The sequence below is a fragment of the Rhodocyclaceae bacterium genome (assembly GCA_020248265.1).
Classification (GTDB): domain Bacteria; phylum Pseudomonadota; class Gammaproteobacteria; order Burkholderiales; family CAIKXV01; genus CAIKXV01.
The window spans coordinates 33,318-58,933 of the sequence record JADCHX010000002.1 but is presented as its reverse complement, the minus strand read 5'-3'; the positions used below and the strand labels follow the sequence as shown (position 1 = coordinate 58,933).

24 protein-coding genes and 3 tRNA genes are annotated in these 25,616 nt (G+C 68.8%); 20 read left to right on the top strand and 7 right to left on the bottom strand.

Annotated elements, in window-relative coordinates; genetic code table 11:
* Nucleotides 1–96: 96 nt before the first annotated feature.
* The 5 genes from ING98_01150 to ING98_01130 are packed head-to-tail and all read right to left on the bottom strand — an operon-like array spanning nucleotide 97 to nucleotide 7,254.
* Nucleotides 97–3,810, bottom strand: a complete 3,714-nt coding sequence (locus ING98_01150; GenBank protein ID MCA3100454.1) for a hydantoinase B/oxoprolinase family protein — start codon at nucleotides 3,808–3,810, stop codon at nucleotides 97–99.
* Nucleotides 3,811–3,844: 34 nt separating this feature from the next.
* Nucleotides 3,845–4,594 (bottom strand): hypothetical protein, encoded by a 750-nt coding sequence (locus ING98_01145; GenBank protein MCA3100453.1) that lies wholly within the window; start codon nucleotides 4,592–4,594, stop codon nucleotides 3,845–3,847.
* 3 nt (nucleotides 4,595–4,597) lie between these two features.
* Nucleotides 4,598–5,008, bottom strand: a complete 411-nt coding sequence (locus ING98_01140) for a hypothetical protein (protein MCA3100452.1) — start codon at nucleotides 5,006–5,008, stop codon at nucleotides 4,598–4,600.
* 18 nt (nucleotides 5,009–5,026) lie between these two features.
* Nucleotides 5,027–5,947, bottom strand: coding sequence for an allantoinase PuuE (puuE, locus tag ING98_01135; protein ID MCA3100451.1), 921 nt, complete (start codon nucleotides 5,945–5,947; stop codon nucleotides 5,027–5,029).
* 47 nt (nucleotides 5,948–5,994) lie between these two features.
* Nucleotides 5,995–7,254, bottom strand: a complete 1,260-nt coding sequence (locus ING98_01130; GenBank protein ID MCA3100450.1) for an allantoate amidohydrolase — start codon at nucleotides 7,252–7,254, stop codon at nucleotides 5,995–5,997.
* Nucleotides 7,255–7,335: 81 nt separating this feature from the next.
* Here ING98_01130 and uraD point away from each other — a divergent pair, with 81 nt between their 5' ends.
* The 16 genes from uraD (at nucleotide 7,336) to ING98_01050 (ending at nucleotide 21,039) form a co-directional block, all read left to right on the top strand.
* Entirely contained in the window at nucleotides 7,336–7,878 is a 543-nt protein-coding gene (gene uraD, locus ING98_01125) for a 2-oxo-4-hydroxy-4-carboxy-5-ureidoimidazoline decarboxylase (protein MCA3100449.1), read from the top strand.
* Nucleotides 7,878–8,231: a hydroxyisourate hydrolase gene (gene uraH / locus ING98_01120; GenBank protein ID MCA3100448.1), complete on the top strand. Its 354-nt coding sequence runs from the start codon at nucleotides 7,878–7,880 to the stop codon at nucleotides 8,229–8,231. The genes uraD and uraH overlap by 1 nt, the downstream gene beginning before the upstream one ends.
* A 5-nt stretch (nucleotides 8,232–8,236) precedes the next feature.
* Complete coding sequence (gene upp, locus ING98_01115; GenBank protein ID MCA3100447.1) at nucleotides 8,237–8,905, top strand: uracil phosphoribosyltransferase; 669 nt, start codon at nucleotides 8,237–8,239, stop codon at nucleotides 8,903–8,905.
* A 10-nt stretch (nucleotides 8,906–8,915) separates the two neighbouring features.
* The gene (locus tag ING98_01110) at nucleotides 8,916–9,725 is read left to right on the top strand and encodes a nickel transporter (protein MCA3100446.1); all 810 of its coding nucleotides are present in this window, start codon (nucleotides 8,916–8,918) and stop codon (nucleotides 9,723–9,725) included.
* Between the two features lie 28 nt (nucleotides 9,726–9,753).
* Nucleotides 9,754–9,972, top strand: coding sequence for a hypothetical protein (locus ING98_01105; protein ID MCA3100445.1), 219 nt, complete (start codon nucleotides 9,754–9,756; stop codon nucleotides 9,970–9,972).
* Nucleotides 9,972–11,387 (top strand): amidase, encoded by a 1,416-nt coding sequence (locus ING98_01100; protein MCA3100444.1) that lies wholly within the window; start codon nucleotides 9,972–9,974, stop codon nucleotides 11,385–11,387. Before ING98_01105 ends, ING98_01100 begins: the two co-directional genes overlap by 1 nt.
* Before the next feature lie 52 nt (nucleotides 11,388–11,439).
* Nucleotides 11,440–11,952 carry a VOC family protein gene (locus ING98_01095; GenBank protein ID MCA3100443.1) on the top strand — a complete coding sequence of 171 codons (513 nt, stop codon included), beginning with the start codon at nucleotides 11,440–11,442 and terminating at the stop codon, nucleotides 11,950–11,952.
* A 37-nt stretch (nucleotides 11,953–11,989) separates the two neighbouring features.
* Nucleotides 11,990–12,880: a polysaccharide deacetylase family protein gene (locus ING98_01090; GenBank protein ID MCA3100442.1), complete on the top strand. Its 891-nt coding sequence runs from the start codon at nucleotides 11,990–11,992 to the stop codon at nucleotides 12,878–12,880.
* On the top strand, nucleotides 12,877–13,629 hold the full coding sequence (locus ING98_01085; GenBank protein MCA3100441.1) for a hydantoin racemase: 753 nt from the start codon (nucleotides 12,877–12,879) through the stop codon (nucleotides 13,627–13,629). The genes ING98_01090 and ING98_01085 overlap by 4 nt, the downstream gene beginning before the upstream one ends.
* Before the next feature lie 228 nt (nucleotides 13,630–13,857).
* The gene (locus ING98_01080; protein ID MCA3100440.1) at nucleotides 13,858–14,826 is read left to right on the top strand and encodes a tripartite tricarboxylate transporter substrate binding protein; all 969 of its coding nucleotides are present in this window, start codon (nucleotides 13,858–13,860) and stop codon (nucleotides 14,824–14,826) included.
* 3 nt (nucleotides 14,827–14,829) lie between these two features.
* Nucleotides 14,830–15,282 carry a tripartite tricarboxylate transporter TctB family protein gene (locus tag ING98_01075; protein MCA3100439.1) on the top strand — a complete coding sequence of 151 codons (453 nt, stop codon included), beginning with the start codon at nucleotides 14,830–14,832 and terminating at the stop codon, nucleotides 15,280–15,282.
* Nucleotides 15,283–16,788, top strand: a complete 1,506-nt coding sequence (locus tag ING98_01070; GenBank protein ID MCA3100438.1) for a tripartite tricarboxylate transporter permease — start codon at nucleotides 15,283–15,285, stop codon at nucleotides 16,786–16,788.
* The gene (locus tag ING98_01065) at nucleotides 16,785–17,297 is read left to right on the top strand and encodes a hypothetical protein (protein MCA3100437.1); all 513 of its coding nucleotides are present in this window, start codon (nucleotides 16,785–16,787) and stop codon (nucleotides 17,295–17,297) included. Before ING98_01070 ends, ING98_01065 begins: the two co-directional genes overlap by 4 nt.
* A 141-nt stretch (nucleotides 17,298–17,438) precedes the next feature.
* Nucleotides 17,439–17,825 carry a hypothetical protein gene (locus ING98_01060; GenBank protein MCA3100436.1) on the top strand — a complete coding sequence of 129 codons (387 nt, stop codon included), beginning with the start codon at nucleotides 17,439–17,441 and terminating at the stop codon, nucleotides 17,823–17,825.
* 168 nt (nucleotides 17,826–17,993) lie between these two features.
* A complete protein-coding gene (locus tag ING98_01055) occupies nucleotides 17,994–18,692 on the top strand; it encodes a DUF4198 domain-containing protein (GenBank protein MCA3100435.1) in 699 nt (232 codons plus the stop codon).
* Nucleotides 18,693–18,822: 130 nt separating this feature from the next.
* Nucleotides 18,823–21,039 carry a TonB-dependent siderophore receptor gene (locus ING98_01050; protein ID MCA3100434.1) on the top strand — a complete coding sequence of 739 codons (2,217 nt, stop codon included), beginning with the start codon at nucleotides 18,823–18,825 and terminating at the stop codon, nucleotides 21,037–21,039.
* Between the two features lie 167 nt (nucleotides 21,040–21,206).
* Here ING98_01050 and ING98_01045 read toward each other — a convergent pair.
* A tRNA-Val gene (locus ING98_01045) sits at nucleotides 21,207–21,281 on the bottom strand.
* 122 nt (nucleotides 21,282–21,403) lie between these two features.
* Between ING98_01045 and ING98_01040 the strand changes: the two genes are divergently transcribed.
* Both ING98_01040 and gltX read left to right on the top strand, forming a co-directional pair.
* Complete coding sequence (locus tag ING98_01040; GenBank protein MCA3100433.1) at nucleotides 21,404–22,414, top strand: tripartite tricarboxylate transporter substrate binding protein; 1,011 nt, start codon at nucleotides 21,404–21,406, stop codon at nucleotides 22,412–22,414.
* A gap of 44 nt (nucleotides 22,415–22,458) precedes the next feature.
* On the top strand, nucleotides 22,459–23,844 hold the full coding sequence (gltX, locus tag ING98_01035) for a glutamate--tRNA ligase (GenBank protein MCA3100432.1): 1,386 nt from the start codon (nucleotides 22,459–22,461) through the stop codon (nucleotides 23,842–23,844).
* Between the two features lie 47 nt (nucleotides 23,845–23,891).
* On the opposite strand, the gene ING98_01030 is transcribed toward gltX, so the two are convergent.
* Nucleotides 23,892–25,208 carry a Zn-dependent hydrolase gene (locus tag ING98_01030; GenBank protein ID MCA3100431.1) on the bottom strand — a complete coding sequence of 439 codons (1,317 nt, stop codon included), beginning with the start codon at nucleotides 25,206–25,208 and terminating at the stop codon, nucleotides 23,892–23,894.
* Between the two features lie 107 nt (nucleotides 25,209–25,315).
* Here ING98_01030 and ING98_01025 point away from each other — a divergent pair.
* Nucleotides 25,316–25,391 (top strand) — tRNA-Ala (locus ING98_01025).
* Between the two features lie 118 nt (nucleotides 25,392–25,509).
* Nucleotides 25,510–25,585, top strand: a tRNA-Glu gene (locus tag ING98_01020).
* The last annotated feature ends 31 nt before the right edge of the window (nucleotides 25,586–25,616 follow it).

Genomic DNA, 25,616 nt, shown 5'->3' with positions numbered 1-25,616 from the left:
GGATCGTCTTCTGGATGTCCCGGCGGCATCCACGCGGGGCCGCCAGTATAGCGGCTGCGGCCGCGCGCTCCGGCGCCGGGGCAGGACGCCGCTGCGTCAGGCCCGCGGCTTGCCGTAACCGCCACCGCCGGGCGTCTCGATGACGAACACGTCGCCGGGCTGCATCGGCGTCGAGTCGCAGCCATCGAGTTCCTCGATTCGCCCGTCGGCGCGCTGGACGCTGTTGCGGCCGACCTGACCCGGTTCACCGCCCGCCATGCCGTAGGGTGGCACGCGGCGCCGGCCGGACAGGATCGCTGCGGTCATCGGCTGCAGGAAGCGCATCCTGCGCACGGCACCGTCGCCGCCGTGCCAGCGGCCACGTCCACCGCTGCCGTGGCGGATCTCGAAGCTGTCGAGGCGCACCGGGAAGCGCCATTCCAGCACCTCGGGATCGGTCAGCCGCGAGTTGGTCATGTGCGTCTGCACAACGTCCGTGCCGTCGAAACCCTGCTCGATGCCGTCGGTGCCGAGGCCGGCGGAGCCCGCGCCGGAGCCACCGGCCACCGTCTCGTAGTACTGGTAGTCGGCATTGCCGAAGGTGAAGTTGTTCATCGTGCCCTGCGCGGCACCGATCACGCCGAGCGCGCCGTAGAGCGTATCGGTCAGGCACTGCGAGGTCTCGACGTTGCCCGCGACCACTGCGGCCGGATAGCGCGGACGCAGCATCGAGCCCTCCGGCACCACCAGGTCGATCGGCTTCAGGCAGCCGGCGTTCAGCGGGATGTCGTCGTCGACCAGCGTGCGGAACACGTACAGGACCGCGGCGACGCAGACCGCCGATGGCGCGTTGAAGTTGTTGGCCAGTTGCGCGGACGTGCCGCTGAAGTCGATCTTCGCGCGGCGCGCGGCGCGATCGATCGTCAGGGCGACGCGGATCTGCGCACCATGGTCCATCTCGCAGCAGAAGCTGCCATCGGACAGACGGTCGATCACGCGCCGCACCGCTTCCTCGGCGTTGTCCTGCACATGCCCCATGTAGGCGTGCACCACGTCCAGGCCGAACTGCTTCACCATCCGGTCGAGTTCCAGCACGCCCTTCTGGTTGGCGGCGATCATCGCGCGCAGGTCGCCGAGGTTCTGGTCGATGTTGCGCGAGGGATACTCGCCGGAGGCGAGCAGCGCGCGCGTCTCGGCCTCGCGCAGCTGACCCTGCGCGACCAGCAGGAAGTTGTCGATCAGCACGCCTTCCTCCTCGACGCGCGTGCTGTCGGGCGGCATCGACCCAGGCGTGATGCCGCCGATGTCCGCATGGTGTCCGCGCGAGCCGACGTAGAACAGGATGCGAGGCGAGGCTGCTTCGCCGGAGGCGGGCGTGGTGTCGAACACCGGCGTGATCACCGTGATGTCCGGCAGGTGGGTGCCACCGTGGTACGGATCGTTCAGCATGAACACGTCGCCCGGGCGCATGCGGCCGGCGTTGCGTTCGATCACGGCCTTCACGCTTTCGCCCATCGAGCCCAGGTGCACCGGCATGTGCGGCGCGTTGGCGATCAGCTGGCCATGCTGGTCGAACAGCGCGCAGGAGAAATCGAGGCGCTCCTTGATGTTCACCGAGCAGGCGGTATTGGCCAGCGTCAGCCCCATCTGCTCGGCGATCGCCATGAACAGGTTGTTGAAGATCTCCAGCATGATCGGGTCGGCGCTGGTACCGATCGCGGTGCGGGCGGGCCGCTCGATGACGCGCTCGAGCAGCAGGTCGCCGCCGGCACGGGTACGCGCCGTCCAGCCGGGCTCGACCACCGTGGTGCCGTTGGCCTCGGCGATGATGGCCGGGCCGTCGATGCGTGCGCCTTCCGCCAGTGCGTCGCGCACGACCACTGGCGTGTCGTGCCAGCAGCCATCGCTGTACATCGGCACCACCGCGACCGGCGCGGGCGTACCGGCGTCTGCCAGCGGCGGCGCGCCTGCCACGGCGCCAGGGTCGGTCGCCTGCGTGCCAGTCGTACCAGTCGCGCCGATCGCCTCGACGGTGATCGACTCCACGACCAGTTCGCGTCCGGGCATCAGGAAGCTGTAGCGGCTGCGGTAGGCTTCATCGAAGCGCTGGCGCAGTTCGACCTCGCTGCCGGCCGGCACCGGTAGCGAGGTGTCGGTGCCGGCATAGCGCAGGTGCACGCTGCGGCGCGTATTGATGGCGGCCTCGGCGATGCCCTGGCCGGCGACCTCGGCCCGTGCCTGCGCGGCCAGAAGGGTGAAGCGGCGCTCCAGTTCCGGCATCAGCGCCTCGGCCAGCACGGCTTCCACCGTCGCCTCGCGCATCGCGGTGATGTCGGCGAGACCCATGCCGTAGGCCGACAGCACGCCTGCGTACGGATGGATCAGGATGCGCCGCATGCCCAGGGCATCGGCCACCAGGCAGGCATGCTGGCCACCGGCGCCGCCGAAGCTCGCCAGCGTGTATCCGGTGACGTCGTGGCCGCGCTGCACCGAGATCTTCTTGATCGCGTTGGCCATGTTCTCGACCGCGATCCGCACGTAGCCCTCCGCCACCGCCTCGGGCGAACGCTCGGCGCCGCTGGCGCGGGACACCTCGGCGGCGAGCTCGGCGAAGCGGCTGCGCACGGCTTCGGCATCCAGCGGGCTGTCGCCCTTGGCACCGAACACGGCGGGGAAGAAGGCCGGCTGCACCTTGCCGAGCAGCACGTTGCAGTCGGTGATGGTCGCCGGCCCGCCGCGACGGTAGCAGGCAGGACCGGGGTTGGCGCCGGCCGAGTCGGGCCCGACGCGCAGCCGCGCGCCATCGAAGTGCAGGATGGAGCCGCCGCCGGCGGCCACCGTATGGATGCTCATCATCGGCGCTCGCATGCGCACGCCGGCCACCAGCGTGTCGAATGCGCGCTCGAACTCGCCCGCGTAATGCGACACGTCGGTCGAGGTGCCGCCCATGTCGAAGCCGATGATGCGGTCGCAGCCTGCGGCGGCTGCGGTGCGCACCGCGCCGACGATGCCGCCCGCCGGCCCGGACAGGATGCTGTCCTTGCCCTGGAACAGCGAGGCGTCGGTGAGCCCGCCGCTCGACTGCATGAACATCAGGCGCGGCGTCCGTCCTGCCGTCGGGGCGCCGGTGGTGTCACTGCCCAGTTCGGACGCCACACGATCGACATACCGGCGCAGGATCGGCGACAGGTATGCGTCGACCACGGTGGTGTCGCCGCGGCCGACGAGCTTCATCAGCGGGCTGACCTCGTGCGACACCGACACCTGCGTGAAGCCGGCGGCGCGCGCGAGCCGCGCGACCTCGCGCTCGTGCACCGGTTCTCGCCAGGCGTGCATCAGCACGATCGCACAGGCGCGGTAACCCTGTTCGAAGGCGTCGCGCAGCACCATGCGTGCCGACTCGACATCGAGCGGCAGCACGACGTTGCCGCGCGCGTCCAGCCGCTCGTCGATCTCGCGCACGGCGGTGTACAGCAGCTCCGGCAGCACGATATGGCGGTCGAACAGGCGCGGCCGGTTCTGGTAGCCGATACGCAGCGCATCCCGGAAGCCGCGCGTGATGAACAGGCAGGTGGGCTCGCCTTTGCGCTCGAGCAGCGCATTGGTGGCCACGGTGGTACCCATCTTTACCGCCTCGATCGTCCCGGCCGGCAGCGGCTCGCCGGATGCCGTGCCGAGCAGCGCGCGGATGCCGGCGATCGCCGCATCCGGGTAGCGCTCGGGATCCTCGGAGAGCAGCTTGTGCGTGACCAGCCGGCCGTCGGGGCGACGCGCCACGATGTCGGTGAACGTGCCGCCGCGGTCGATCCAGAACTGCCACCCTGTGTCCATGCCGGCGACCTTCAGGGTATGTGACCGGTGCGCATCAGCGGATGCAGGCGCTGGCCAGCACGCAGCCCCAGCGTGCGTCCGGCGCGACCTGCACCCGATCGCCGGCGGCGCGCAGCGCGCAGCCGGTCGTCGACAGGATGTTGAGCAGCACTGGCCGGCCGTACTTCGCCTCCAGCAGCGGTACGGCATGGATCGCGAACCACAGCCCGCCCGGCATCAGCAGGGCCTGGGCGCGCGGCGCGGCCTCGAGCGCCTCGCTGCCGAGCGCGATTGCGAGTTCATGGTCGGCCATCGGGTTCGCGGCCTTGTTCTGCGCGAGGTTTCGGCTGCGCGAGCGGCACACCAGCACCTCGATGCCAGCTTCGGCGAGGTAGGCGGTGAGCGCATCGTTTACCGCGTCGGGCCAGCGGCTGGCCAGCGCGATGCGCTCGGCGCCCAGCCGCTGCAGCGTCGCGATGTGCGCTTCGAGGTCGGTGTCGCAGGCGATGCCGCTGCGATCGCTGGCTTCGGCAAGCAGGGCGCGCATCCGGGTGCGCCCGAGCACCGAGGCGACCGGCACACCGCTCAGCGCGATCCGGTCGACCGGCTTCTTCGCGAGGAGATCGACGCAGCCATGGAACGCAGGCAACTGCGACTCGACCGCGGCCAGCGAGTATTCGGCGAGGTCCATGCCGGTGGTGACCAGCATCATGCCCTCGGGCGCCACCCGGTAGAACTGGTAGCCGTCGAGGTCGGTCTGGCGGTGGGGAATGATGTAGCCGAGCTGGTACCAGGGGGCGATCATCGGTCAGTCCTCGGCCATCGGCTGCGCCCCGGCGCAGCCGCGTTCACTGCACAGGTAGAGGCGGGTGTCACCGAACAGCCAGTGCTGCATGGTGCGCAGCGAGACCCGCTCGCCCTGCGTGAACTCGGTGTCGGCGGTCACCGCATACATCTGGCCATCGACCAGCACGTGCTGGAATGCGGCGGTGAAGGCCTTGGCCTCGAGGAACTCGACGCGTTGTACCTCGCCCTGGCGGTCGGACACGGTGCGGCTGAAATCGTCATCGCCGCCGATCACGGCCATGACGACCAGGCCGAAGCTGCAGGCGAAGAACATCGCCCAGCAGAAGTTCATCCAGCGCGGGCGCGGATACCAGACCGCGGCCAGCGGGAAGGCGAGGAAGCCAAGCCCGAAGGCGAGTGTCATCAGTTTCACGTTGCGGGCGCCGGACGGTCAGCCCGGCGCCCGATGGCGGTCGTGCCAGTGGCGGGCGATGTCGGCCCGGCGGCAGACCCAGACACGGTCATGGGCATCGATGTGGTCCAGGAAGCGTTGCAGGGCGCGGAACCGTCCGGGACGGCCGACCAGCCGGCAGTGCAGGCCGATCGACAGCATGCGCGGACGATCCTCGCCTTCGGCATAGAGCACGTCGAACGAGTCGCGCAGGTAATTGAAGAACTGGTCGCCGGCATTGAAGCCCTGTGCCGATGCGAACCGCATGTCGTTCGCATCGAGGGTGTAGGGGACAACCAGATGCTGGCCGTCGGCCACCGGCACCCAGTAGGGAAGCTCGTCGGCATACGAGTCCGCGTCATAGAGAAAGCCGCCGTGCTCGACGACCAGCCGCCGGGTATTCGGGCTGTCGCGGCCGGTGTACCAGCCAACCGGTGCACTGCCGGTCATCCGCCGGATCACCTCGACGGCATGCTTCATGTGCGCGCGTTCGGTGGCCTCGTCGACGTTCTGGTAACTGATCCAGCGCCAGCCGTGGCAGGCGATCTCGTGCCCGGCTTCGACCATCGCGGCGACCAGTTCAGGGTGGCGCTCGAGCGCCATCGAAACACCGAACACGGTCAGCGGCATCCTGCGCCGCTCGAACTCGCGCAGCAGCCGCCAGGCGCCGACCCGCGAGCCGTACTCGTACATCGACTCCATGCTCATGTGCCGCATCTCGAACGCCTGCGCGTTGATGATCTCGGACAGGAAGGTCTCGGACGCACGGTCGCCGTGCAGCACGCAATTCTCGGCGCCTTCTTCGTAGTTGAGGACGAACTGCACGGCGATGCGCGCGCCGCCCGGCCAGTCGGCGTGCGGGGGCATGCGGCCGTAGCCGACGAGGTCGCGCGGATAGGACTCGGGTTCGTGGGGCGGCATCGGGTGTGCGGTGGCAGGGGGCAGTGAAGGGGAGGACAGTGCTTCGCTCAGCGGCGCGGCACGAAGCGTTCGATGAAGGTCTGCAGCACGCGCGCCCCGGTGGCGGCGTCCTCGGCGGTGATCGATTCCGCCGGGTGATGGCTGATGCCGTCGCGGCAACGCAGGAACAGCATCGCCACGTCGGTGAGCGCGACCATCGCCATCGCGTCATGGCCAGCGCCGCTCGGCAGGGCCAGCACCCGATGGCCGTCGGCGGCGATCGCCGCCGACAGTTGCGCCTGCAGCCACCCGGCGCAGCCGCAGCTTGCGAGTTCATGGGTCTGCACGATGTCGATGGTCACCCGGCGGCGGGCGGCGATGGCCCGGCATTCGGCGAGGATCGCGGCGGCGACGGCGGTGCGGTCAGCATCGCGCGGCGAGCGCACGTCGAGCGAGAACACGGCGCGGCCCGCGATCACGTTGGTGGCCCCGGGCGAGGGTGCCAGCTGCCCCACGGTCGCCACCGCATCCGGGACACCGGTGGCGATGCGCTCGGCGGCCAGCACGCACTCGGCCGCTGCCGCCAGCGCATCCTGGCGCAGGCGCATCGGCACCGTGCCCGAGTGTCCGGCCATGCCGTCGATCTGGACGCGGAAGCGCTGCTGCCCGTTGATCGCGGTCACCACGCCCACCGGCAGGCCTTCGGCCTCGAGGACCGGTCCCTGTTCGATGTGGTATTCGACATACGCCAGCACGTCTTCGCGGCGGCGGGCTGCCGAGCCGATCGCCGCCGGGTCGAGCCCGAAGGCGCTCAGGGCGGCGTGCAGCGGCACGCCAGCGGCATCCTGCAGATCGAGCAGCGTTGGGTCGAAGGTGCCGGCGATCGCACGGCTGCCCAGCATCGTGGCCTGGAAGCGCACGCCCTCTTCGTCACCGAAGCCGACGACCTCGATCGCGAACGGGAGCGGCCGGCTGCCGAGTGCCTCGACGCATTCGATCGCGGTGAGCACGCCCAGCATGCCGTCGTAGCGGCCGGCGTTGCGCACGCTGTCGAGGTGGGAACCGAGCATCAGGCAGGGCAGCCCGGACCGATCGCCCTCGCGCCGGCCGATCAGGTTGCCGACGGCGTCGACATGCACGGCGAGCCCGGCCTCGTGCATCCAGGCGCCGACCAGCCGGTTCGCCTCCGCATGCTGCGGGCTCAGGTAGATGCGCGTCAACCCGTCGGCCTGCTCGCTGATACGGGCGAGTGCTTCGATCCGCTCCAGGATGCGCGCGGCGCCAGGGGACGGCGAGGTCTGCCGGTGGGGGGCGGGGGCTGGATTCATCCGGGTTTTTGTACCATGAAGCCGGAAGCCGCGCCACGCGGTAGCATCGGTCGATCGCCGTCCATGCCGCCATCCGCCACGATGCCTGTCGAGTCCGTCGTCCACCTGTCCGGGTTCCCGGTACCCCTCGATCGCGCCGCTTTCATCGAAGGGTTCGGCCCGGTGTTCGAACACTCGCCCTGGGTGGCGGAGGCAGCCTGGGAACGCCGTCCGTTCGCGAGCGTGCAGGCGGTGCACCGGGCAATGGTCGAGGCAGTGCGCGCGAGCCCCCGCGAGCGCCAACTGCTGCTCCTGCGCGCCCACCCGGAACTGTGGGGGAGGGAGGCGCGCGAGCGGCGGATGACCCCAGACTCCGTCGCCGAGCAGGCCGGCGCCGGCCTGTATTCGCTGACGCCGGAGCAGGCCGTCCGCATCGAACGGATGAATGCAGAGCACCAGCAGAAGTTCGGCTTTCCGTTCATCATCGCCGCATTGAAGAACACCCGCGAACAGATCCTGTCCGAGTTCGAGCGGCGCCTGTGCCTCGATGCAGGCGCAGCGTTCGAAGCGGCGCTGCAGCAGGTCGAGTTGATCACCGGGTTGCGCATCGAGCGCATGATCCCGGTGCAGGAGGAGCGTCCATGATCGGAAAACTGTCCACCCATGTGCTCGACACCGCGCGCGGCTGTCCCGCGCCCGGCGTGCGCATCGACCTCGCGCGCATCGACGGCAGCCAGCGGGTCGAACTGAAGACGGTGTTCACCAACGCCGATGGACGCACCGACCAGCCGCTGCTCGACATGCACGAACTGGATGTCGGCCGCTATGAACTGACCTTCCATGTCGGCGATTACTTCCGGGTCGCCGGGGTCGCGCTTGCGTCGCCCGCCTTCCTTGATACGGTGCCGTTGCGCTTTGCGGTGTCGGACCCTCAGGCCGGCTACCACGTCCCGCTGCTGGTGTCGCCCTGGAGCTATTCCACCTACCGCGGGAGTTGACGGCGATGCCGACGAACAGCGCGCCGCGTGCCGCCCTCGACCTGCAGGTGGTCGACCATCCACTGGCCGGGCACAAGCTGACCTGCCTGCGCGACCGGGACACGCCGATCGCGCTGTTCCGGTCGACCGTACGTGAACTCGGACGCCTGCTCGCGTTCGCCGCTACCACGGACCTGCCGCTGGCCTCGCGTGCGATCCAGACGCCGCTGGCGCCGATGCAGGCGCCCTGGGTCGACGAGTCGCGGGTGATGGTGGTGCCGGTGCTGCGCGCGGGGCTGCCGCTCGCGGACGCCTTCTGCGAACTGATGCCGTCGGCCGCGGTCGGCCATGTCGGGGTCTACCGCGATGCACAGGCACGGCCGGTGGAGTACCTGGTGAAGCTGCCGGCGCCGTCGCCGTCGGCCGCCACCCGCTGCTTCGTGGTCGATCCGATGCTGGCCACCGGCCATTCGGCCGCGCATGCGATCGACGTGCTGGTCGCGCACGGTTTTCCGATCGGCGACATCCGGATGGTGGCCATCCTCGCCGCGCCCGAGGGCCTCGACCTGCTCGGACAGCGCTTCCCGGGGCTGCGCGTGCACGTCGCCGCGATCGACCAGCGGCTCGACGACAACGCGTACATCGTTCCGGGACTGGGCGACGCCGGCGACCGCATGTTCGGCACCCGGCACTGAGGGCGGCCCGATGGAGCTGACGCATGCATTCGCCCTCGCGCTGCTGCTCGGCATGCAGCATGGCCTCGATCCCGACCATCTGGCGGCGATCGACGGCCTGACGCGCTTCAACGCACGGATGGACGCGGCGCGCGCCCGCTGGTGCGGGCTCTGGTTCTCGCTCGGACACGGCACGCTGGTCACGCTGGCCACGCTGCTGGTGGCGACGCTGGCGTCCGGGGTGCAACTGCCCGAGTGGGTCGATACCGCCAGCGGCTGGGTGACCGTGGCACTGCTCGTGATCATCGGCTCGATCAATGTCTGGAGCCTCTACACTGGCCAGGCGGACCTGCACGGCCCGAGCGGCCTGCGTGGGCGCTGGCTGCGGGGCCTGCTCGGCGTGCGCCATCCGCTGGCGATCTTCGGTATCGGCGCCTTGTTCGCGCTGTCGTTCGAGACGCTGACCCAGGCGTCGGTGTTCGCGCTCGGGGCAGGAACCGCGGGCGTGTCGGGCAGTGTCTGGCTGCCGCTGGCCATGGGAGCCGTGTTCACCGCCGGCATGATGCTTACCGACGCGGTGAACGGGCTCTGGCTCTATCGCCTTGCGCGCAACACGCAGCGCCACTCCGTGCGGGCGATGCGTCGGCTCGCACTGGCGATCGCCACGCTCAGTTTCGCGATGGCGGCGTGGGCCGCCGCGCGCATGCTGTCGCCGGGCGTGGATGCCTGGTTCGACGGCACCGAACTGCTGTTGGGCCTGGCGGTGCTCGCCGGCGTTGCCTGCTGCTACCTGCTCGCGATGCGCGGCACGGGCCGCTCGGCCGCCGCACCGCTCGAATGACTCTACCCGCCCCGATGGAGGAGCCCCGATGAAGGCAGTGCCCCAGGATGCATCCGCGCTCGCGGCCAACGCCGCGGCGTGCGGGGTGGCGATCGACCCGTCGCGGCTGCCGATGGTCACCGATGGCGTGGCCGCGGTCGGCGCGGCGCTGATGCAATCGCCGATCGCCGTTTCCTTCGAGAGCGAGCCGTCCGCGTTCGTTGCGATGCTCGATCGCCACGCCTGGCAAGCGGACGGGACGCGCTGATGGCTGCCGAGATCCCGGTCACGCTGGTCGATGCGCTTGCCGCGCTCGGTGCCGGTGCGTTCAGCTCGGTTGAACTGACCGCCGCCTGCATCGAACGCGCCCAGGCGGCGCAGCCGCGCCTGAACGTGTTCATCTCGCTCGAGGCCGATGCGGCACTGGCCGCGGCGCGGGCGAGCGACGAGGCGCGCGCACGTGCCGGCCGCAGCGTGCCCGCCCTGGGGCCGCTGCACGGCGTGCCGCTTGCGCACAAGGACATGTACTACCGCGCCGGCAAGGTGGCGACCTGTGGCTCGCGCATCCGGCGCGACTGGGTGGCACCGGTCACCTCGACCGCGCTGGCGCGGCTCGACGCGGCGGGGTCGATCAACCTCGGCACGCTCAACCTCGCCGAGTTCGCGTTCAGCCCGACCGGCCACAACGTGCACTTCGGCGATTGCTGCAACCCCTGGAACCCGGCGTACATCACCGGCGGATCCTCCAGCGGCAGCGCGGCCGGCGTCGCCGCCGGCCTGTTCTACGGTGCGCTCGGATCGGATACCGGCGGCTCGATCCGGGTGCCGGCGGCACTGTGCGGTGTCAGTGGCATCAAGCCGACCTGGGGCCGGGTGAGCCGCGCCGGGGCGATGCCGCTGTCGCAGTCGCTCGACCATGTCGGGCCGCTGGCCCGCTCGATCGCCGACTGTGCATGGCTGTTGCAGGCGATCGCCGGTGCCGATCCGGCCGACCCGACCGCGTCCGTGCGGCTGGTCCCCGACCTCGTCGGTGCGCTCGGCCTGCCGATCGCCGGCCTGCGCATCGGCCTGCCCGATGGCTATTTCGACCGCGATCTGGCGGCCCCGATCGCTGCTGCGCTGGAAGCGGCCGCTGCCGTGTTCGAAGGGCTGGGTGCGCGCGTGGTGCGCGTGCCGATGCCTGCGCTGGAGCCGGTGAATGCCGCCGGCACGGTGCTCATGTGGGCGGAGGCGGCCAGCGCGCACCAGGCATGGCTTGCCGAGCGGCCGCAGGACTACGGGGCGCAGGTCCGCTCCCGGCTCGAACACGGTGCGGCCCTGGGGGCGCTGCAGTACCAGCAGGCACTGAAGCAGCGCGGGCCCGCGCTCGACGACTTCTGCAGCCGGGTGTTCGACCGCTGCGACCTGCTGCTCGCGCCCACGCACGCGCAACCGGTGCCCACCCGTGGGGAGACCGACCTGGTCGATCGCCCGGAGGCAGCGGCGGTACTGGGCGCACTGACCCGGCTGACCCGCCCGTTCAACTACCTCGGCCTGCCGACCGCCTCGCTGCCGGCCGGCTTCGACAGCCGCGGCATGCCGATCGGGTTGCAGCTGGTCGGGGCGCCGTGGAGCGAAGCCCTGCTGTGTACCGCCGGCGACGCGTTCCAGCGCGAAACCGACTGGCACCTGCGCCGGCCATGAACCGGCACGGCGCCTGCCGCATCCCGCACACCATGGCGCCAAGGAGCCACCGATGCCGATCACCGGCCTGCTGCATGTAGCGATCAAGACCGAGGACCTCGACGCCACGGTCGCCTTCTACACCAGGGTGATCGGGCTGCGCCTGGCGCCACGCCCGGATTTCGGCTTTGCCGGCGCGTGGCTGGCGGTACCGACCCCGGTCGGCGAGGCGGTGATGCACATCTATGCCGGCGGGCCGGCACTGGGCAGCGAAGGCCGGGTGCGCCCCGAGACCGGCGCGATCGACCATGTGTCGCTGACCGCTGTTGGCTGGGAATCGTTCCGCGAACGCTTCGCACGGGCCGGTTTGCCGTGGCGCGAATTCCTGATCCCGGGTACGACCTACTGGCAGCTGTTCGTCTACGATCCCAGTGGCGTGCAGCTCGAACTCACCTTCGATGCGCAGGGCGAAGGCATCTCGACACCCGAGGTGCCCGATGCGATGCGCTATCGCGCGGGCGAATCCTTCTTCGAGCCGGCGCGCTACGCGGGGCTCGCCCAGCGCCTCGCGTCCGCATCGCCGTGACCTGCCGCTCGACCCATACACTCCGGAGCCTTGCAACATGATCGAACGCGATTTCAAGGGTTACGGCACGACGCCCCCGGACATGCGCTGGCCGAACGGCGGCCGCTTCGCGGTATCGTTCGTGCTCAACATCGAGGAGGGCGCCGAGCTGAACATCGGCGACGGCGACGAGCGCAACGAGGCGCGGCACGAAGTGCGCCAGGAGGTCGTCGGCGCCCCCGACCTGTGCACCGCCTCGCACTACGAGTATTCGACCCGCGTTGCCTACTGGCGCATCATGCAGGAGTTCGAGCGGGCAGGGCTCCCGGTCACCTTCAACGTCTGCACCCGCGCGCTCCAACGCTCGCCGTGGATCGCCGAGGACGGCGTGCGGCGCGGCGTGGAGTTCATGTGCCACAGCTACCGCTGGGAGTCCCACTACGCGATGGCGCCCGACGAGGAACTGGCGGCCATCCGCAAGGGCGCCGAGGGTATCCGCCGACTGACCGGGGAGCGGCCGCTGGGCTGGCACACCCGGTCGTCAGCGTCGGTGAACACCCGCCGGCTGATCGCGCAGGAAGGCTTCCTGTACGACAACGACGCCTACAACGATGACCTGCCGTACTACGTCCCGGTGGACGGCCGCCCGCACCTGGTGGTGCCATACTGCTTCGACACCAACGACATGCGCTTCCACGACAGCTATGCGTTCGTGCGCGGCAGCGATTTCGCCGACTACACCATCGACGCGTTCGACTGGCTCGATGCGGAGTCGGTGCATGTGCCGAAGATGCTGTCGATCGGGCTGCACATCCGGATCATCGGCCGTGCCGGCCGCATGGCCGGGCTGCGTGCGCTGCTCGACCATGTGAAGAAGGCCCCCGGCGTCTGGTGCGTCCAGCGCCGGGATATCGCACGTCACTGGCTCAAGGCGGTACCTCCCGAATGAAACTGCTCGTCATCAACGGCAACATGACGCAGGCGATCACCGACGTCTGCGCGAACGCTGCGCGCGAAGTCGCCTCGCCCGGCACGGAAGTGGTCAGCGCCACCGGCACCTTCGGTCCGCAGGTGATCGGCAGCCGCAGCGAGAACGCGCTGGCCCAGCATGGCATGCTCGAGCTGGCTGCGAAGCATGCACCCGGCTGCGACGCGGTGGTGATCGCCGTGTCGATGGACACCGGGCTGCCGGCGCTGCGCGAACTGCTGCCTATCCCGGTGGTCGGCATGACCGAGGCGGGCGCGCTGATGGCCTGCACGGTCGGCGCGAAGTTCGCGGTGGTCACCTTCGGCCGCCGCAATGTCGCGACCTACGGTGAACTGATCGACAGCTATGGCCTCGGTTCCCGCTGCGTCGGTGTGGAAGCCATCGATGCCGGCCCGAGCGCCGCCCTGGCCGACCCGCGCGGCGCCGTGCAGGCGCTCGCCGGTCTGGCCACGCAGGCGATCGAGGTGCGCGGCGCCGAGGTCATCCTGATGGCGGGCGCGGTCGCGGCCGGATGGCAGCGCGACCTGCAGGCCCTGCTGCCGGTGCCGGTCGTGGAGGGGGTCCGCTGCGCAACCCTGATGGCCGAATCGCTGGTGCGGATGAAGATGCCCAAGCCGACGGTCGGCAGCTATGCGTCGCCAGGCGTGCGGGCGGTGGGCGGCGTGGACCCGGCGCTGGCTGCACTGTTCGGTGGCACGGCCGGGCGCTGACTGTCAGTGCGCGGGCGCGGGCGCACCATCTCGGCGCGTGCGCCCCGGGATGGTGCGGTTTCACGGTCGGGCATCGAACGCACGTCGTGCGGGCAGCCACGCGCGGCCGCATGCACGCCTGTATCGGCGCTGATTCATCGATCGGGAACGCTCCTTGCTGAAGGGTGCGCCCATCCCGGCGATCCGATCGCCGTCCGTCACCCGAATCGTTCCCAGGAGATACAGCCCATGCGTTTTGCCAGCAAGTCGTTGTTGGTCGCGCTGTCGTGCGCGCTCGCCGCACCGGTATTGGCGCAGGGCAAGTGGCCCGAGCGTCCGATCCGGGTGATCAACCCGTTCACGCCGGGCGGTACCTCCGACCTGCTGATGCGTCTCACCACCGAGCGCGTCGAGAAGGGTCTCGGCACGCAACTGATCATCGAAAGCCGGCCGGGTGCGGGCGGATCGATCGGCAGCGCCGTGGTTGCCCAGGCACCGGCCGACGGCTACACGCTGCTGGTGACCACCACCGGCCCTGCGGCCATCGCGCAGGTGCTGTTCGAGAAGCCGCCGTACGACGTGGTCAAGGATTTCACCTACCTGTACATGTTCGGCGGTGCGCCGATCCTGGTCGCAGTCAGTGCCAAGTCGCCTATCAAGACCATCCAGGACTTCGTGGCTGCCGCGAAGAAGTCGCCGCAGACCTTCGCCAACAGCGGTACCGGCAGTGTCGGACATCTCACCGGCGCACTGTTCGCGGGCGAGGCCGGCGTGAGGCTCACGCATGTGCCGTTCAAGGGCGCGCCCGAGGCACAGGCGAGCATCGTTTCGGGTGAAGTCGTCTCGCTCTGGAACACGCTGGGCGCGCATGTCGGCGGCCTGAAGGGTGGCGAGATCCGGGGCATCGCGGTGACCTCGCACGACCGTTCGCCGCAGTTCCCGGAGATCCCGACCCTGCGCGAGCTCGGCTTCCCGGACGTGGTGGTCACCAACTGGTTCCTGATGGCCGGCCCGGCGAACCTGCCGCAGGACATCGTGCAGCGGGTCAACGCTGCGTTCACCGAGGCTGGCAAGGACCCGAAGGCCGCCGCCGGCATCGCCGCGCTGGGCGTGCAGCCGATCCCCGGGCTCAACCTCAAGAACTACACCGACTTCATCCGCAAGGAAGTCGGTGTCTGGGGCAAGGTAATGAAGGAACACGCGATCAAGCGGCAGTAACCGGTGCAGGCTCCGCATACCCGCGTCGGGCAAGGCCTCGGCGCGGGACTGATGTTCATCTGCCTGGGCGCCCTCGGCCTGTGGTTCGGCCGGGGTCTCGCCACCGGCAGCGCGCAGGAGATGGGGCCGGGCTATGCGCCGGCACTGGTGTGCTGGGGCATGGTGCTGATCGGTGTCATCGTGCTCGTGCGTTCTGTGCTGCGCGGCAGCGACGCGATCGAAGCCGTGTCGCCGCGAGCGGTGCTGGGCATTGTCGCCGCCCTGGGCATGTTCGCGGCGACGATCGGCAGCCTGGGCCTCGTCCTGTCCTCGATGCTCACGGTGGCCGTGGCCTGCCTGATCGAGCCCAGGCTGCGCTGGAAGGAGGTCGTGCTGCTGTCGGTCGGTCTGTCGGCCGCCGCGCTGGCGCTGTTCGTGTTCGTCCTGCGCATCCCGGTTCGTATCTGGCCGATCTGAATGGACCTGATCGACAATCTCTGGCTCGGGTTCACCGTCGCGGTCAGCTGGACGAACCTGCTGTTCTGCCTGATCGGGGTGCTCGTGGGCACCCTGATCGGCGTGCTGCCGGGCCTGGGCCCGGTGACCACGATCGCCATGCTGCTGCCGATCACCTACTACCTGGAGCCGGTGACCGCGCTGATCATGCTGGCGGGCATCTTCTACGGCTCGCAGTACGGCGGCTCGACCACGTCGATCCTTCTAAACATGCCGGGGGAGGCGTCCTCGGTGGTGACCTGCCTCGACGGCCACCAGATGGCGAAGAACGGTCGCGCAGGCGCGGCGCTGGCGGTGGCGGCGATCGGGTCGTTCATCGGCGGCACGGTCGCGACCCTGATCGTCGCCGGCGCGGCGGTCTACATTGCCGACTTCGTCAAGACCTTCACCTCGGTCGAATACTTCTCGCTGATGGTGTTCGGTCTGGTCGCGGCGGTGGTGCTGGCCAGCGGCTCTGTGCTGAACGCGATCGGCATGGTGCTGCTCGGGTTGTTCCTCGGCATGGTCGGCACCGACCTGAGCACGGGGGCGCCGCGTTACGTGTTCGGCGTGCCGATGCTGGCCGACGGCATCGACTTCGTGATCCTCGCCACCGGCATGTTCGGGGTGGCCGAGGTGCTGGCCAACCTCGAGCGGCGCATCCGTTCCGGCCAGCCCACCGCGATCAAGAACATCGGCCGCGCCGGGTTGACGCGGGCCGAATGGAAGCAGTCGGCACCGGCCATCTGGCGCGGCACCCTGATCGGATCGGCGCTCGGCGTGTTGCCGGGCAGCGGCGGCATGCTGAGCGCATTCGCGTCCTACACGCTGGAGAAGAAGGTGGCGAAGGATCCGTCGCGCTTCGGCAAGGGCGCGATCGAAGGCGTGGCCGGGCCGGAGAGCGCCAACAACGCCGGTTCGCAGACGGCCTTCATCCCGCTGCTCACCATGGGCCTGCCGTCGAACGCGACCATGGCGATGATGGCCGGCGCGATGATGATCCACGGCATCGTGCCCAGTTCGAAGGTGGTCACCGACCAGCCGGAACTGTTCTGGGGGCTGATCGCCAGCATGTGGATCGGCAACGTGCTGCTGCTGATCATCAACCTGCCGCTGATCGGTATCTGGATCCGCATCCTGGAGGTACCCTACAGGCTTCTCTACCCTACGGTGCTGCTGCTGTGCTGTATCGGCGTGTATTCGCTCACCAATTCGCCACAGTCGATCCTTTTCATGCTCGGATTCGGCGTGATGGGCTGGATGTTCCTCAAGTTCGGATGCGAGCCCGCACCCCTGGTGCTCGGCTTCGTGCTCGGCAGCCGGATGGAGGAGAACCTGCGCCGGGCGATGCTGGTGTCGGGCGGGGACGGCTGGGTGTTCCTGCAGCGTCCGATCAGCGTGGCCTTCCTGACATGCGCCGCGCTGCTCCTGCTGCTGGTCGTGCTGCCTTCGTTCAGCCGCAGCCGCGCGGCCCTGAAGGAAGCATGAGGGCCGCCGTCGCCGGCGCGATCCTCGGTCTGCTGGCTGCGACCTCGTTCGTCGCGCATGCCCAGCAGCCGCAACCAGCGGCGTCCTGGCAAGGGCTGCAGGTGAGCTTGCACCTGCACTGCTTCTCGGGCGTGCCCGAGGCCGAGCGCACCCGGTTCGACTACTGGAACAGCGGGATTGCCCGCGGCAATCCCGATCCGGACTGTGTCTCGCGGATCCCCCTGCTGCCGCCGGTGCCTCTGCGCTCGGCGAGCCTGCTGCGCGATGCCGAGACGATGGTGGAACTGCTGCGGCTCGATGTCGCGCCTGCGCATCTGGAAGCGATCCAGGCGGTGCTGCTCGCCAACCAGCGCCAGCTGGTGGCGGTGGCGGTGCAGGGGCGCATCGTCGCGGTCTTCTTCGTTGTCGGTGCCACGGCAGGCACCGGCATCGCGCTCCACATCTCGGACAAGGCAGCGGCGGCGGAACTCGAGAGTGACCTGAAGATACTGCTCGGCAGCGGCAGCTGAGTACACTTCGGATACGGCGAGGCGCGTGTGCGGCCTCGCGCCGGTACACCGTGCCATCCGGCACGACCCGCAGAGCGCCCGAAGGAAGGTTGCCCACCCATGCTGCCGCAGACCCTGAACCCCACACCGTTCGAGCCGACGATGCCCGATCCGTCACTGGTCACGCTGACGCATGTCGTGTACGGGTTGCACGCGATGTCGCTGGTGATCGGCGCCTTCGGCGCTGCCACCCTCATCGGCGCGTTCCTGTTCGGCTGGCCATCGATCATCGCCGTGGTCATCAATTACGTGAAGCGGGGCGACGTCGCCGGGACCTGGCTCGAATCGCATTTCCGCTGGCAGATCCGTACCTTCTGGTACGCGGCACTGTGGGCGCTGCTGGTCGTGATGGTGTCGCTGCCGCTCACGATCGTGCTGATCGGCTTCGCGACCTGGGCGATAGGCCTGTTCGCACTGGGCATCTGGGCGACCTACCGCATCGTGCGCGGGTGGCTTGCGCTGAACGACCGCAGGCCGCTACAGCCCTGACCGCTTTTCGACCCTCATGCATAACCCTTATGCAATCGGTTTGCCTTTGTAGATCGGCTTTCCTATAATCGCCACTCAGTTGCAGGATGCGCGAATCCTTCGCGCATGCCTGGCACTTGCGGGGGGGCGATGGGAAGTAGAGCGATTGGCGCAATCACTGCGCTGCTGATGGCTGTTTCGATCGGGCAGGCCTGTGCCCACGGCGTATGGATGGCGCAGCGCTCTGGCGAGATGGCGGTGGTGTACGGCCACGGCGCCGAAGACCTGGACATGATCCGGCGCTTCGAGCGCATCCGCGAGGTGTCCGCGTTCGACGCCTCGGGAGCGGCGGTCAAGTCAGGCCTGCGCAAGACCGACCACCTCGTGCTGTTCGACCTTGCTGCGAAGCCGTCCGTGCTTGCGCTGGTGCTCGACAACGGCTTCTGGAGCCGGCAGGCAGACGGCAAATGGGTGAACAAGGGCCGGGACGAGGTGCCCGATGCGAAGGAAAGCGGTCGCTACATCAAGTATGCAGTGCGCCTGACCGGGCCCATGAAGTCGCCGCTCGGGCCCATCCCCGGACAGGTGCTGCAGGTGGTGCCCGTCAAGCCGACATTGCCGCAGCACCTCAACGAGCAGATGACCGTACGCGTGCTGTTCAATGGCAGGCCGGTGGCTGGCGCGAGCGTGATTCGTGACTACGTGAACGACCCAGAGGCGAAGCCTGCGATCACCGGCAAGGACGGGCTGTTCACCTTCCGCGTGCGCAACCAGGGCCTGAACGTCATCGCTGCGAGCTACGACGCGCCGCCCGAAGACCCTGCAAAGGCCACGAAGAACGGTCTGCACGCCACGCTTTCCTTCGCGCTGGAGCACGGTCCGGAGTAGCTGTCCGGCTCGACGACTGCATACCGGGGCGGGCAGGGGCGCCCCCCTGGCACCACACCTGTCTGACTCATCCCCTGTCGCGGCAGGGGACTGGGGCTTTGCTTGCCGTCATTCCCGGGAGACCGTACCTGTGACACATTCGACTCGCTCATCGCTTCGCCCCACCGTGCTCGCGCTGGCGCTGACCAGCGTGTGGGCCACGCCTGCCTTCGCACAGTCGCCAGCGCAGCCTGCCACCGCATCTGCGCCGCCAGCGGTGGCTGCCGCGACGGCCGCACCGACGGTCGCCCCTGCCGCCAGCAGGGAATTGCCCGCTATCGAAGTCGTGGGCCGCCGGCAGTCGGGGGCTTACCATTCCGAGGAAGCCAGCGGTGCACGCACCGACCTGCCGCTGCGCGAACTGCCGCAGGCGGTGCGCGTGATGTCGCGCCAGACGCTCGATGACCTGGGAGCCACGCGCATCGACGACACCCTCGATTTCGTCGGCGGCGTATCGCGCCAGAACAGTTTCGGGGGGCTCTGGGACAACATCGCCATCCGCGGGCTGGCTGGCGACGTGAACAACGGCATGCCGCTCCTGCTCAACGGGTTCTCGAGCAACCGCGGCTTCAATGCGCCGCGCGATACGGCCAATGTGGAGCGCATCGAGTTCCTGAAAGGACCGGCGGCTTCGCTGTACGGCACCAGCGAACCCGGCGGCACCCTGAACATCGTGACCAAGCGTCCCCTCTGGAAGCCCGCACATTCGATCGAAGGCTATGTCGGCAGCTACGATTTCTACCGCACGGCGCTCGATTCCACCGGGCCACTGGGAGAGAGCGTCGCCTATCGCCTGAACGTCGCGCTGGAGGACAGGGACAGCTTCCGCGACTATGTGCAGACACGGCGCTGGCTGGTCGCGCCAGCCTTCACGTGGAAGGTCTCGGCAAACACCCGCGTCGACTACAACGGCGAGATCCTGCGCCACCGTGCGCCGCTCGATCGGGGTGTTGTGGCGGTGAACAATCGCCTCGGCGCGGTACCGCGCCATCGCTTCCTCGGCGAGCCGGTCGATGGCGATGTACGGATCGAGAACGACAGCCACCAGGTCGTGCTCGAACATGACCTCAATGCCGAGTGGTCGACTCGCTTCGCACTGGCCTACAAGAAAGGGACTCTGCGCGGCTTCTCGACCGAGGCACAGCCAGCACTGCAGCCCGACCTGGAGACCCTGCGCAGGCAGCGCCGCTTCCGCGACTATTCATCGGAGGATGTCTCGCTGCAGGGCGAGCTGATCGGACGCTTTCTGGCTGGTGGCGTGCAGCATGAACTGCTGGCTGGTGTCGCGACCTACCGGTTCGACATGGACCAGTTGATGCTGCGAGTGAACCCGACCGGTGCATCGCCGTACGCGATTAACGTGTTCAACCCGGTGTACGGGCAGGCGCAACCCGCGTTGCTGCCCAACACCAACACGCGCGAGGAGCAGACCAGCCTCGCGTTCTACGTGCAGGACACGATCTCCATCGGCCAGCACTGGCGGTTGCTGGCAGGGCTTCGCGTGGACAGCTACGAGCAGTCGCTGCAGAACCGACGCACCAACCTGCGTACCGACCAGAGCCCGGGCGCCACCTCGCCGCGCATCGGCCTGAGCTACCTGCCGAACAGCCAGTGGACGCTCTTCGCCAATGCCGGCAAGTCATTCCGTCCGAATACCGGCGCCAGTGCTGCAGGGGCCGCGTTCGATCCGGAGTCGGGCACCGCCTTCGAGGCCGGCACCAAGTGGGAGAACGCCAGCCGATCCCTCGGGGCGACGCTCGCGGTCTACGACATCCGCAAGAAGAACGTGCTGACCGGTGACCCGGCGAATGCCGGCTTCTCCGTCGCTGCCGGCGAAGTTCGCAGCCGCGGCATGGACTTCGACATGACCGGCATGCTCAGCCGCGCCTGGCGCGTCAACGCGAGCTTCTCGTTCATAGATGCTGAAGTGGCGAGCGACAACACGCTCGAGGTGGGCTCCAGGCTCCTCAACATCCCGAAGATAAATGGCAGCATCCTGCTGGTCCGCGAGGGGCTGGTCGGCGGCAGCGGGCGTTATGGCGTCGGCGGCGGCGTCACCTATTCGGGTGTGCGGCTCGGACAGTCGCGTACGGCGGCCGATGCCACGGCGGGCAGGCCGGAGTTCGACCTGCCGTCCTATGCGCTGGCCAAGATCGTCGCCTACTGGCGCGTGACCCCGACGCTGCGTCTGTCGCTCGATGTCGACAACGTTTTCGACCGCACCTACTACACGAACTCGTTCCAGAGCACCTGGGTGTCACCCGGAATGCCGCGCACGTTCACGCTGGGCATGCAGGCGAAGTTCTGAGCACGATGTTCCGGGAACGTACCCGTGCGCTGCTGCGGTCGGGCGACGTTCGCGGAGCATGCCGTACCGGCCGCTGGGTACCGCTGCTTTTGGCGAGTGGCCTTGAGGACGAGCGGCGCTGTGACAACGCGCTGAACATCCGACCCATACCGCGAGCCGGGGGGATCTGGTGGGCGGTACTGGGATCGAACCAGTGACCCCTGCCGTGTGAAGGCAGTGCTCTACCGCTGAGCTAACCGCCCGAATCAATCGGGACGCGGATTTAATCACGCCACTCGGGCGCGGGTCAATCGGCATTCGGCCGGTGCCTGCGCATCGTCTAGAATCGGACTCCCAAAGCATCGCATCATCCGGAGCGCCGCCGATGTCACAACGCAAGCCCACCTCACACCTGCGCACGGCCACGGCCGCTGCAACCGCCGCGCTCGGGTTGCTGTCGGCGCTGGCGCTGACCAGCGCCGCATGGGCACAGGATCGCTACCCGTCGAAGACCGTACGCATCGTCGTGCCTTTCCCGACCGCCGGCGTGACCGATCTCGCTGCGCGCCAGGTCGCGCAGCGCCTGTCCGAGACCTGGGGGCAGCCGGTGGTGGTGGACAACCGACCCGGTGCGGGCGGCACCATCGGCAGCGAGGTCGGCGCGAAGGCTCCGCCGGACGGCTACACGCTCACCATCGGTTCGGTCAGCACCCATGCCATCGCGCCCAGCCTCTATGCGAAGCCCGGTTACGACCCGCTGAAGGACTTCGCTGCGATCACCGAACTGGCGAACACGCCCAACGTGCTGGTGATCAACGCCGCGCTGCCGGTGAAGACGCTGAAGGAGCTGGTCGCGCTGGCGAAGAAGCGGCCGGGTGAACTCACCTTCGGTTCCAACGGCAACGGCACGAACAACCACCTGGCCGGCGAGATGCTGCAGGCGGTGACCGGCATCCGGATGCAGCACGTGCCCTACAAGGGCTCGGCCTTCGCCACCAACGACCTGCTGGGCGGCCACATCTCGATGATGTTCGACGTGGTCGTGACGGCGCTGCCGATGGTGAAGGCGGGCAAGCTGCGGGCGCTGGCGATCGCAGCTCCGGCGCGCTCGCCCGTGATGCCGGATGTCCCGACCGCGGCCGAACTGGGCCTGGGTGCCTTCGAGGCGGTCGTATGGCTGGGCATGTGGGTGCCGGCCGCGGTGCCGCAGGACATCCAGAGTCGGCTCCACGCCGATACGGTCGCGGTGCTGAAGCAACCGCGGGTGCGCGAGTTCTTCCTGAGCCAGGGCGCGCAGGTGGTCGGCTCGACCCAGGCCCAGTTCCTGGAGCGCATCCGCAGCGAGACCGCACGCTGGAAGAAGGTCATCGACGGCGCGAAGATCCGCGTCGACTGAAGCCGGGCCGTCCCGGCACCGGCACCCGCCACAGGCTGCACACCATGACCACCATCCGTACCCGTTTCGCCCCCAGCCCGACCGGCTACCTGCATATCGGCGGTGCGCGCACCGCGCTGTTCTCCTGGGCCTATGCACGCAAGCACGGTGGCAAGTTCGTGCTGCGCATCGAGGACACCGACCTCGAGCGGTCCACTCAGGCCTCGGTGCAGGCCATCCTCGACGGGCTGTCGTGGCTCGGCATCGACTGGGACGAGGGCCCGGCGTTCCAGATGCAGCGCCTCGCGCGCTACCAGGAGATCGCCGAGCGGATGATCCGCGAAGGTCATGCTTACCACTGCTACGCGACGAAGCAGGAGCTCGACGAGATGCGCGAGGCGCAGCGCTCGCGCGGCGAGAAGCCGCGCTACGACGGCCGCTGGCGCGATTCGACACGTACGCCGCCGCCAGGCGTGCCGCCGGTGGTGCGCCTGAAGAACCCGATCGGCGGGGAGGTGGCCTTCAACGACCTGGTGAAGGGGCCGATCTCGTTCTCCAACGACGAGCTGGACGACTTCGTGATCCTGCGCGCCGACGGCGTGCCGACCTACAACTTCGGGGTGGTGGTCGACGACCTCGACATGAACATCACGCACGTGATCCGCGGCGACGACCACGTGAACAACACGCCACGCCAGATCAACGTCTACCGTGCGCTGGGCGCGAGCCTGCCGCTTTTCGCGCATGTGCCGATGATCCTCGGCGCCGACGGCGAGCGGTTGTCGAAGCGGCATGGCGCGGTCAGCGTGATGCAGTACCACGAAGAGGGCTACCTGCCGGAGGCGCTGGTCAACTACCTCGCACGCCTGGGCTGGTCGCATGGCGACGACGAGGTGTTCAGCACCGCCCAGCTGGTCGAATGGTTCGACCTGCGCCACATCAGCCGCTCGCCGGCGCAGTTCAACCCCGAGAAGCTCGGCTGGTTGAACCATGAGTACATCAAGATGGCCGACGATGCGCGCCTGGGCCGTGAGGTCGCTCAGCGCCTTGAGGCTGCCGGGGTGTCGCTGGTCGACGGCCCGCTGCCGCTGGAAGCGGTGAAGCTGTTCAAGGACCGCGCGCGCACGCTGGTCGAACTGGCCGACGGTGCGCGGCTGCTCTACGCGCCGGTCGAGCCCACGCCGGAGCTGCTGGCCCAGCATGTCACCGATGCGGTGCGCGGGCCGCTGCGCGAACTGGCGAACGAGCTGGCGACGCTCGCCTGGACGCGCGAGGAGATCGGCGCGCTGGTCAAGCGCAGCGCGGCGAAGCATTCCCTCAAGCTGCCGCAGCTGATGATGCCGCTGCGCGCGATCATCGCCGGCACCGGGCAGACGCCGTCCCTCGATGCGGTGATCGCGCTGTCGCCCCGGGAGCGGGTGCTGGGGCGGCTGGAGCACTACCTGGCCTGAGCGGAGCCGCTGCGGTCGCGGGCGCCCCAGGCCCGCGACGGGTGGCGCTACTGCGCCATCATCCAGGCGAGCAGGCGGGTGCCCAGTTCGAAGTCGGCGTAGTCCATCGCCTCTTTCGCGTTGTGGCTGCCGTTTGCGTTGCGCACGAAGATCATCGCCGCCGGCAGGCCAGCGTGCACGAAGTCCTGTGCGTCGTGGCCGGCCCCGCTCGGGATGTCCATCACCGGGATGCCCAGCGCGGTTGCGCCCTGGTTGAGCGCGGTGCAGAAGTCCCGGTCCATCGTGGCCGGGTCCTGCGGCGAGAAGCTGCCCAGCTCGAAGGCGACCCGCCGCTCGGCCGCGATGCGGGTGGCCTGGCTGCGCGCGAAGTCGGCCATGTGGTCGAGCACTGAACGCTCCTGGCTGCGGTACTCGAGGCAGAAATCGACCTGTCCCGGCACCTTGGTGATCGAATGCAGGTCGGCGTCGGTGAACAGCTTGCCCACCGTACAGGTGAGGTCGCCGCCCGAGGCGCGCACGCGCGTCGCCTCCTGCTCGATCAGGTGCACGAGTTCGACGGTGGCCAGTACCGCATCGCTGCGGTATTCATGGGGCACCGCACCCGAGTGGGTGTAGGCACCGGTGCAGCGGCAGCTGCGCGCCCGGGCGGAGCCGCGGATCGCCGTCACCACGCCCACCGGCAGGCCGAGCCGCTCGAGCACCGGCCCCTGCTCGATGTGCAGCTCCAGCCAGCCGCGGTAGCGCGCGAGGTCGAGTGTGCCGCGGCCGAGTTCCACGCGATCAGGTGAGAAGCCGGCATCGGCCATGTGCTCGCGCAGCGTGCGGCCGCTGCGGGTATTGATGGCCGAATCGAGTTCGGCAGGGGGCAGGATACCCAGTGCCGAGCGGCTGCCGATATGGCCGCCGTGGGCGCCCGCGTACCACGCGCTTGCTTCCTCGGCGCGCACGCCCATCACCGTGATGTCGGTGGCCGGTACGATACCGGCCGCGCGCAGCGCCGCCACCGCCGTGAGACCGGCGACCACGCCGGCGAGGCCGTCGAAGTTGCCGCCGCTGGGCACAGAGTCGATGTGCGAGCCGGTGATCCAGCCCGGTGTACTGCGGTCGGCGCCGGGCAGGGTCATGTAGAGGTTGCCGAACGGATCCTTCGATATCTCGAGGCAAAGCTCGCGGGCCTTCGCCTCGAGCAGGTCCGAGGCCGTCTGCTCATTCGCGCTGTAGGGCTCGCGCGCCATGCCGACGCCGTCGCCAGTCGCGGCACCGATGGTTTCGAACAGCCCGTGCGCGACCGGCATCGCGGTGCGGGTCGCATCGGCGAAGCGGGCTGCAACCGGGGGCAGGGCGCTGGCGGGGGCTGTCGGCATGGGAGTGCGTCCGTGGGGAATGGCGAGGAAGCCGCACAATCTAACATTCAACCGTTTGCGTGTTTACATGCGGGCGAAGGCCTGCGTATAATTCGCGCCTCTCGTGTGGGGGTATAGCTCAGCTGGGAGAGCGCTTGCATGGCATGCAAGAGGTCAGCGGTTCGATCCCGCTTACCTCCACCAATCACCTGAAGATCTTCGATAGATTCACCCGCAGCGGAAGTTGTCGTATCGGAATTCGTCGTATCGTAAGTTGCCGTCGCAGAAGTCATTTCAATCCGTAAAGTCCGCACCACGCCTCGTCCCCATCGTCTAGAGGCCTAGGACATCGCCCTTTCACGGCGGTAACGGGGGTTCGAATCCCCCTGGGGACGCCAAGCATCCTGGCGTCGTTTGCGTTCCGGATAC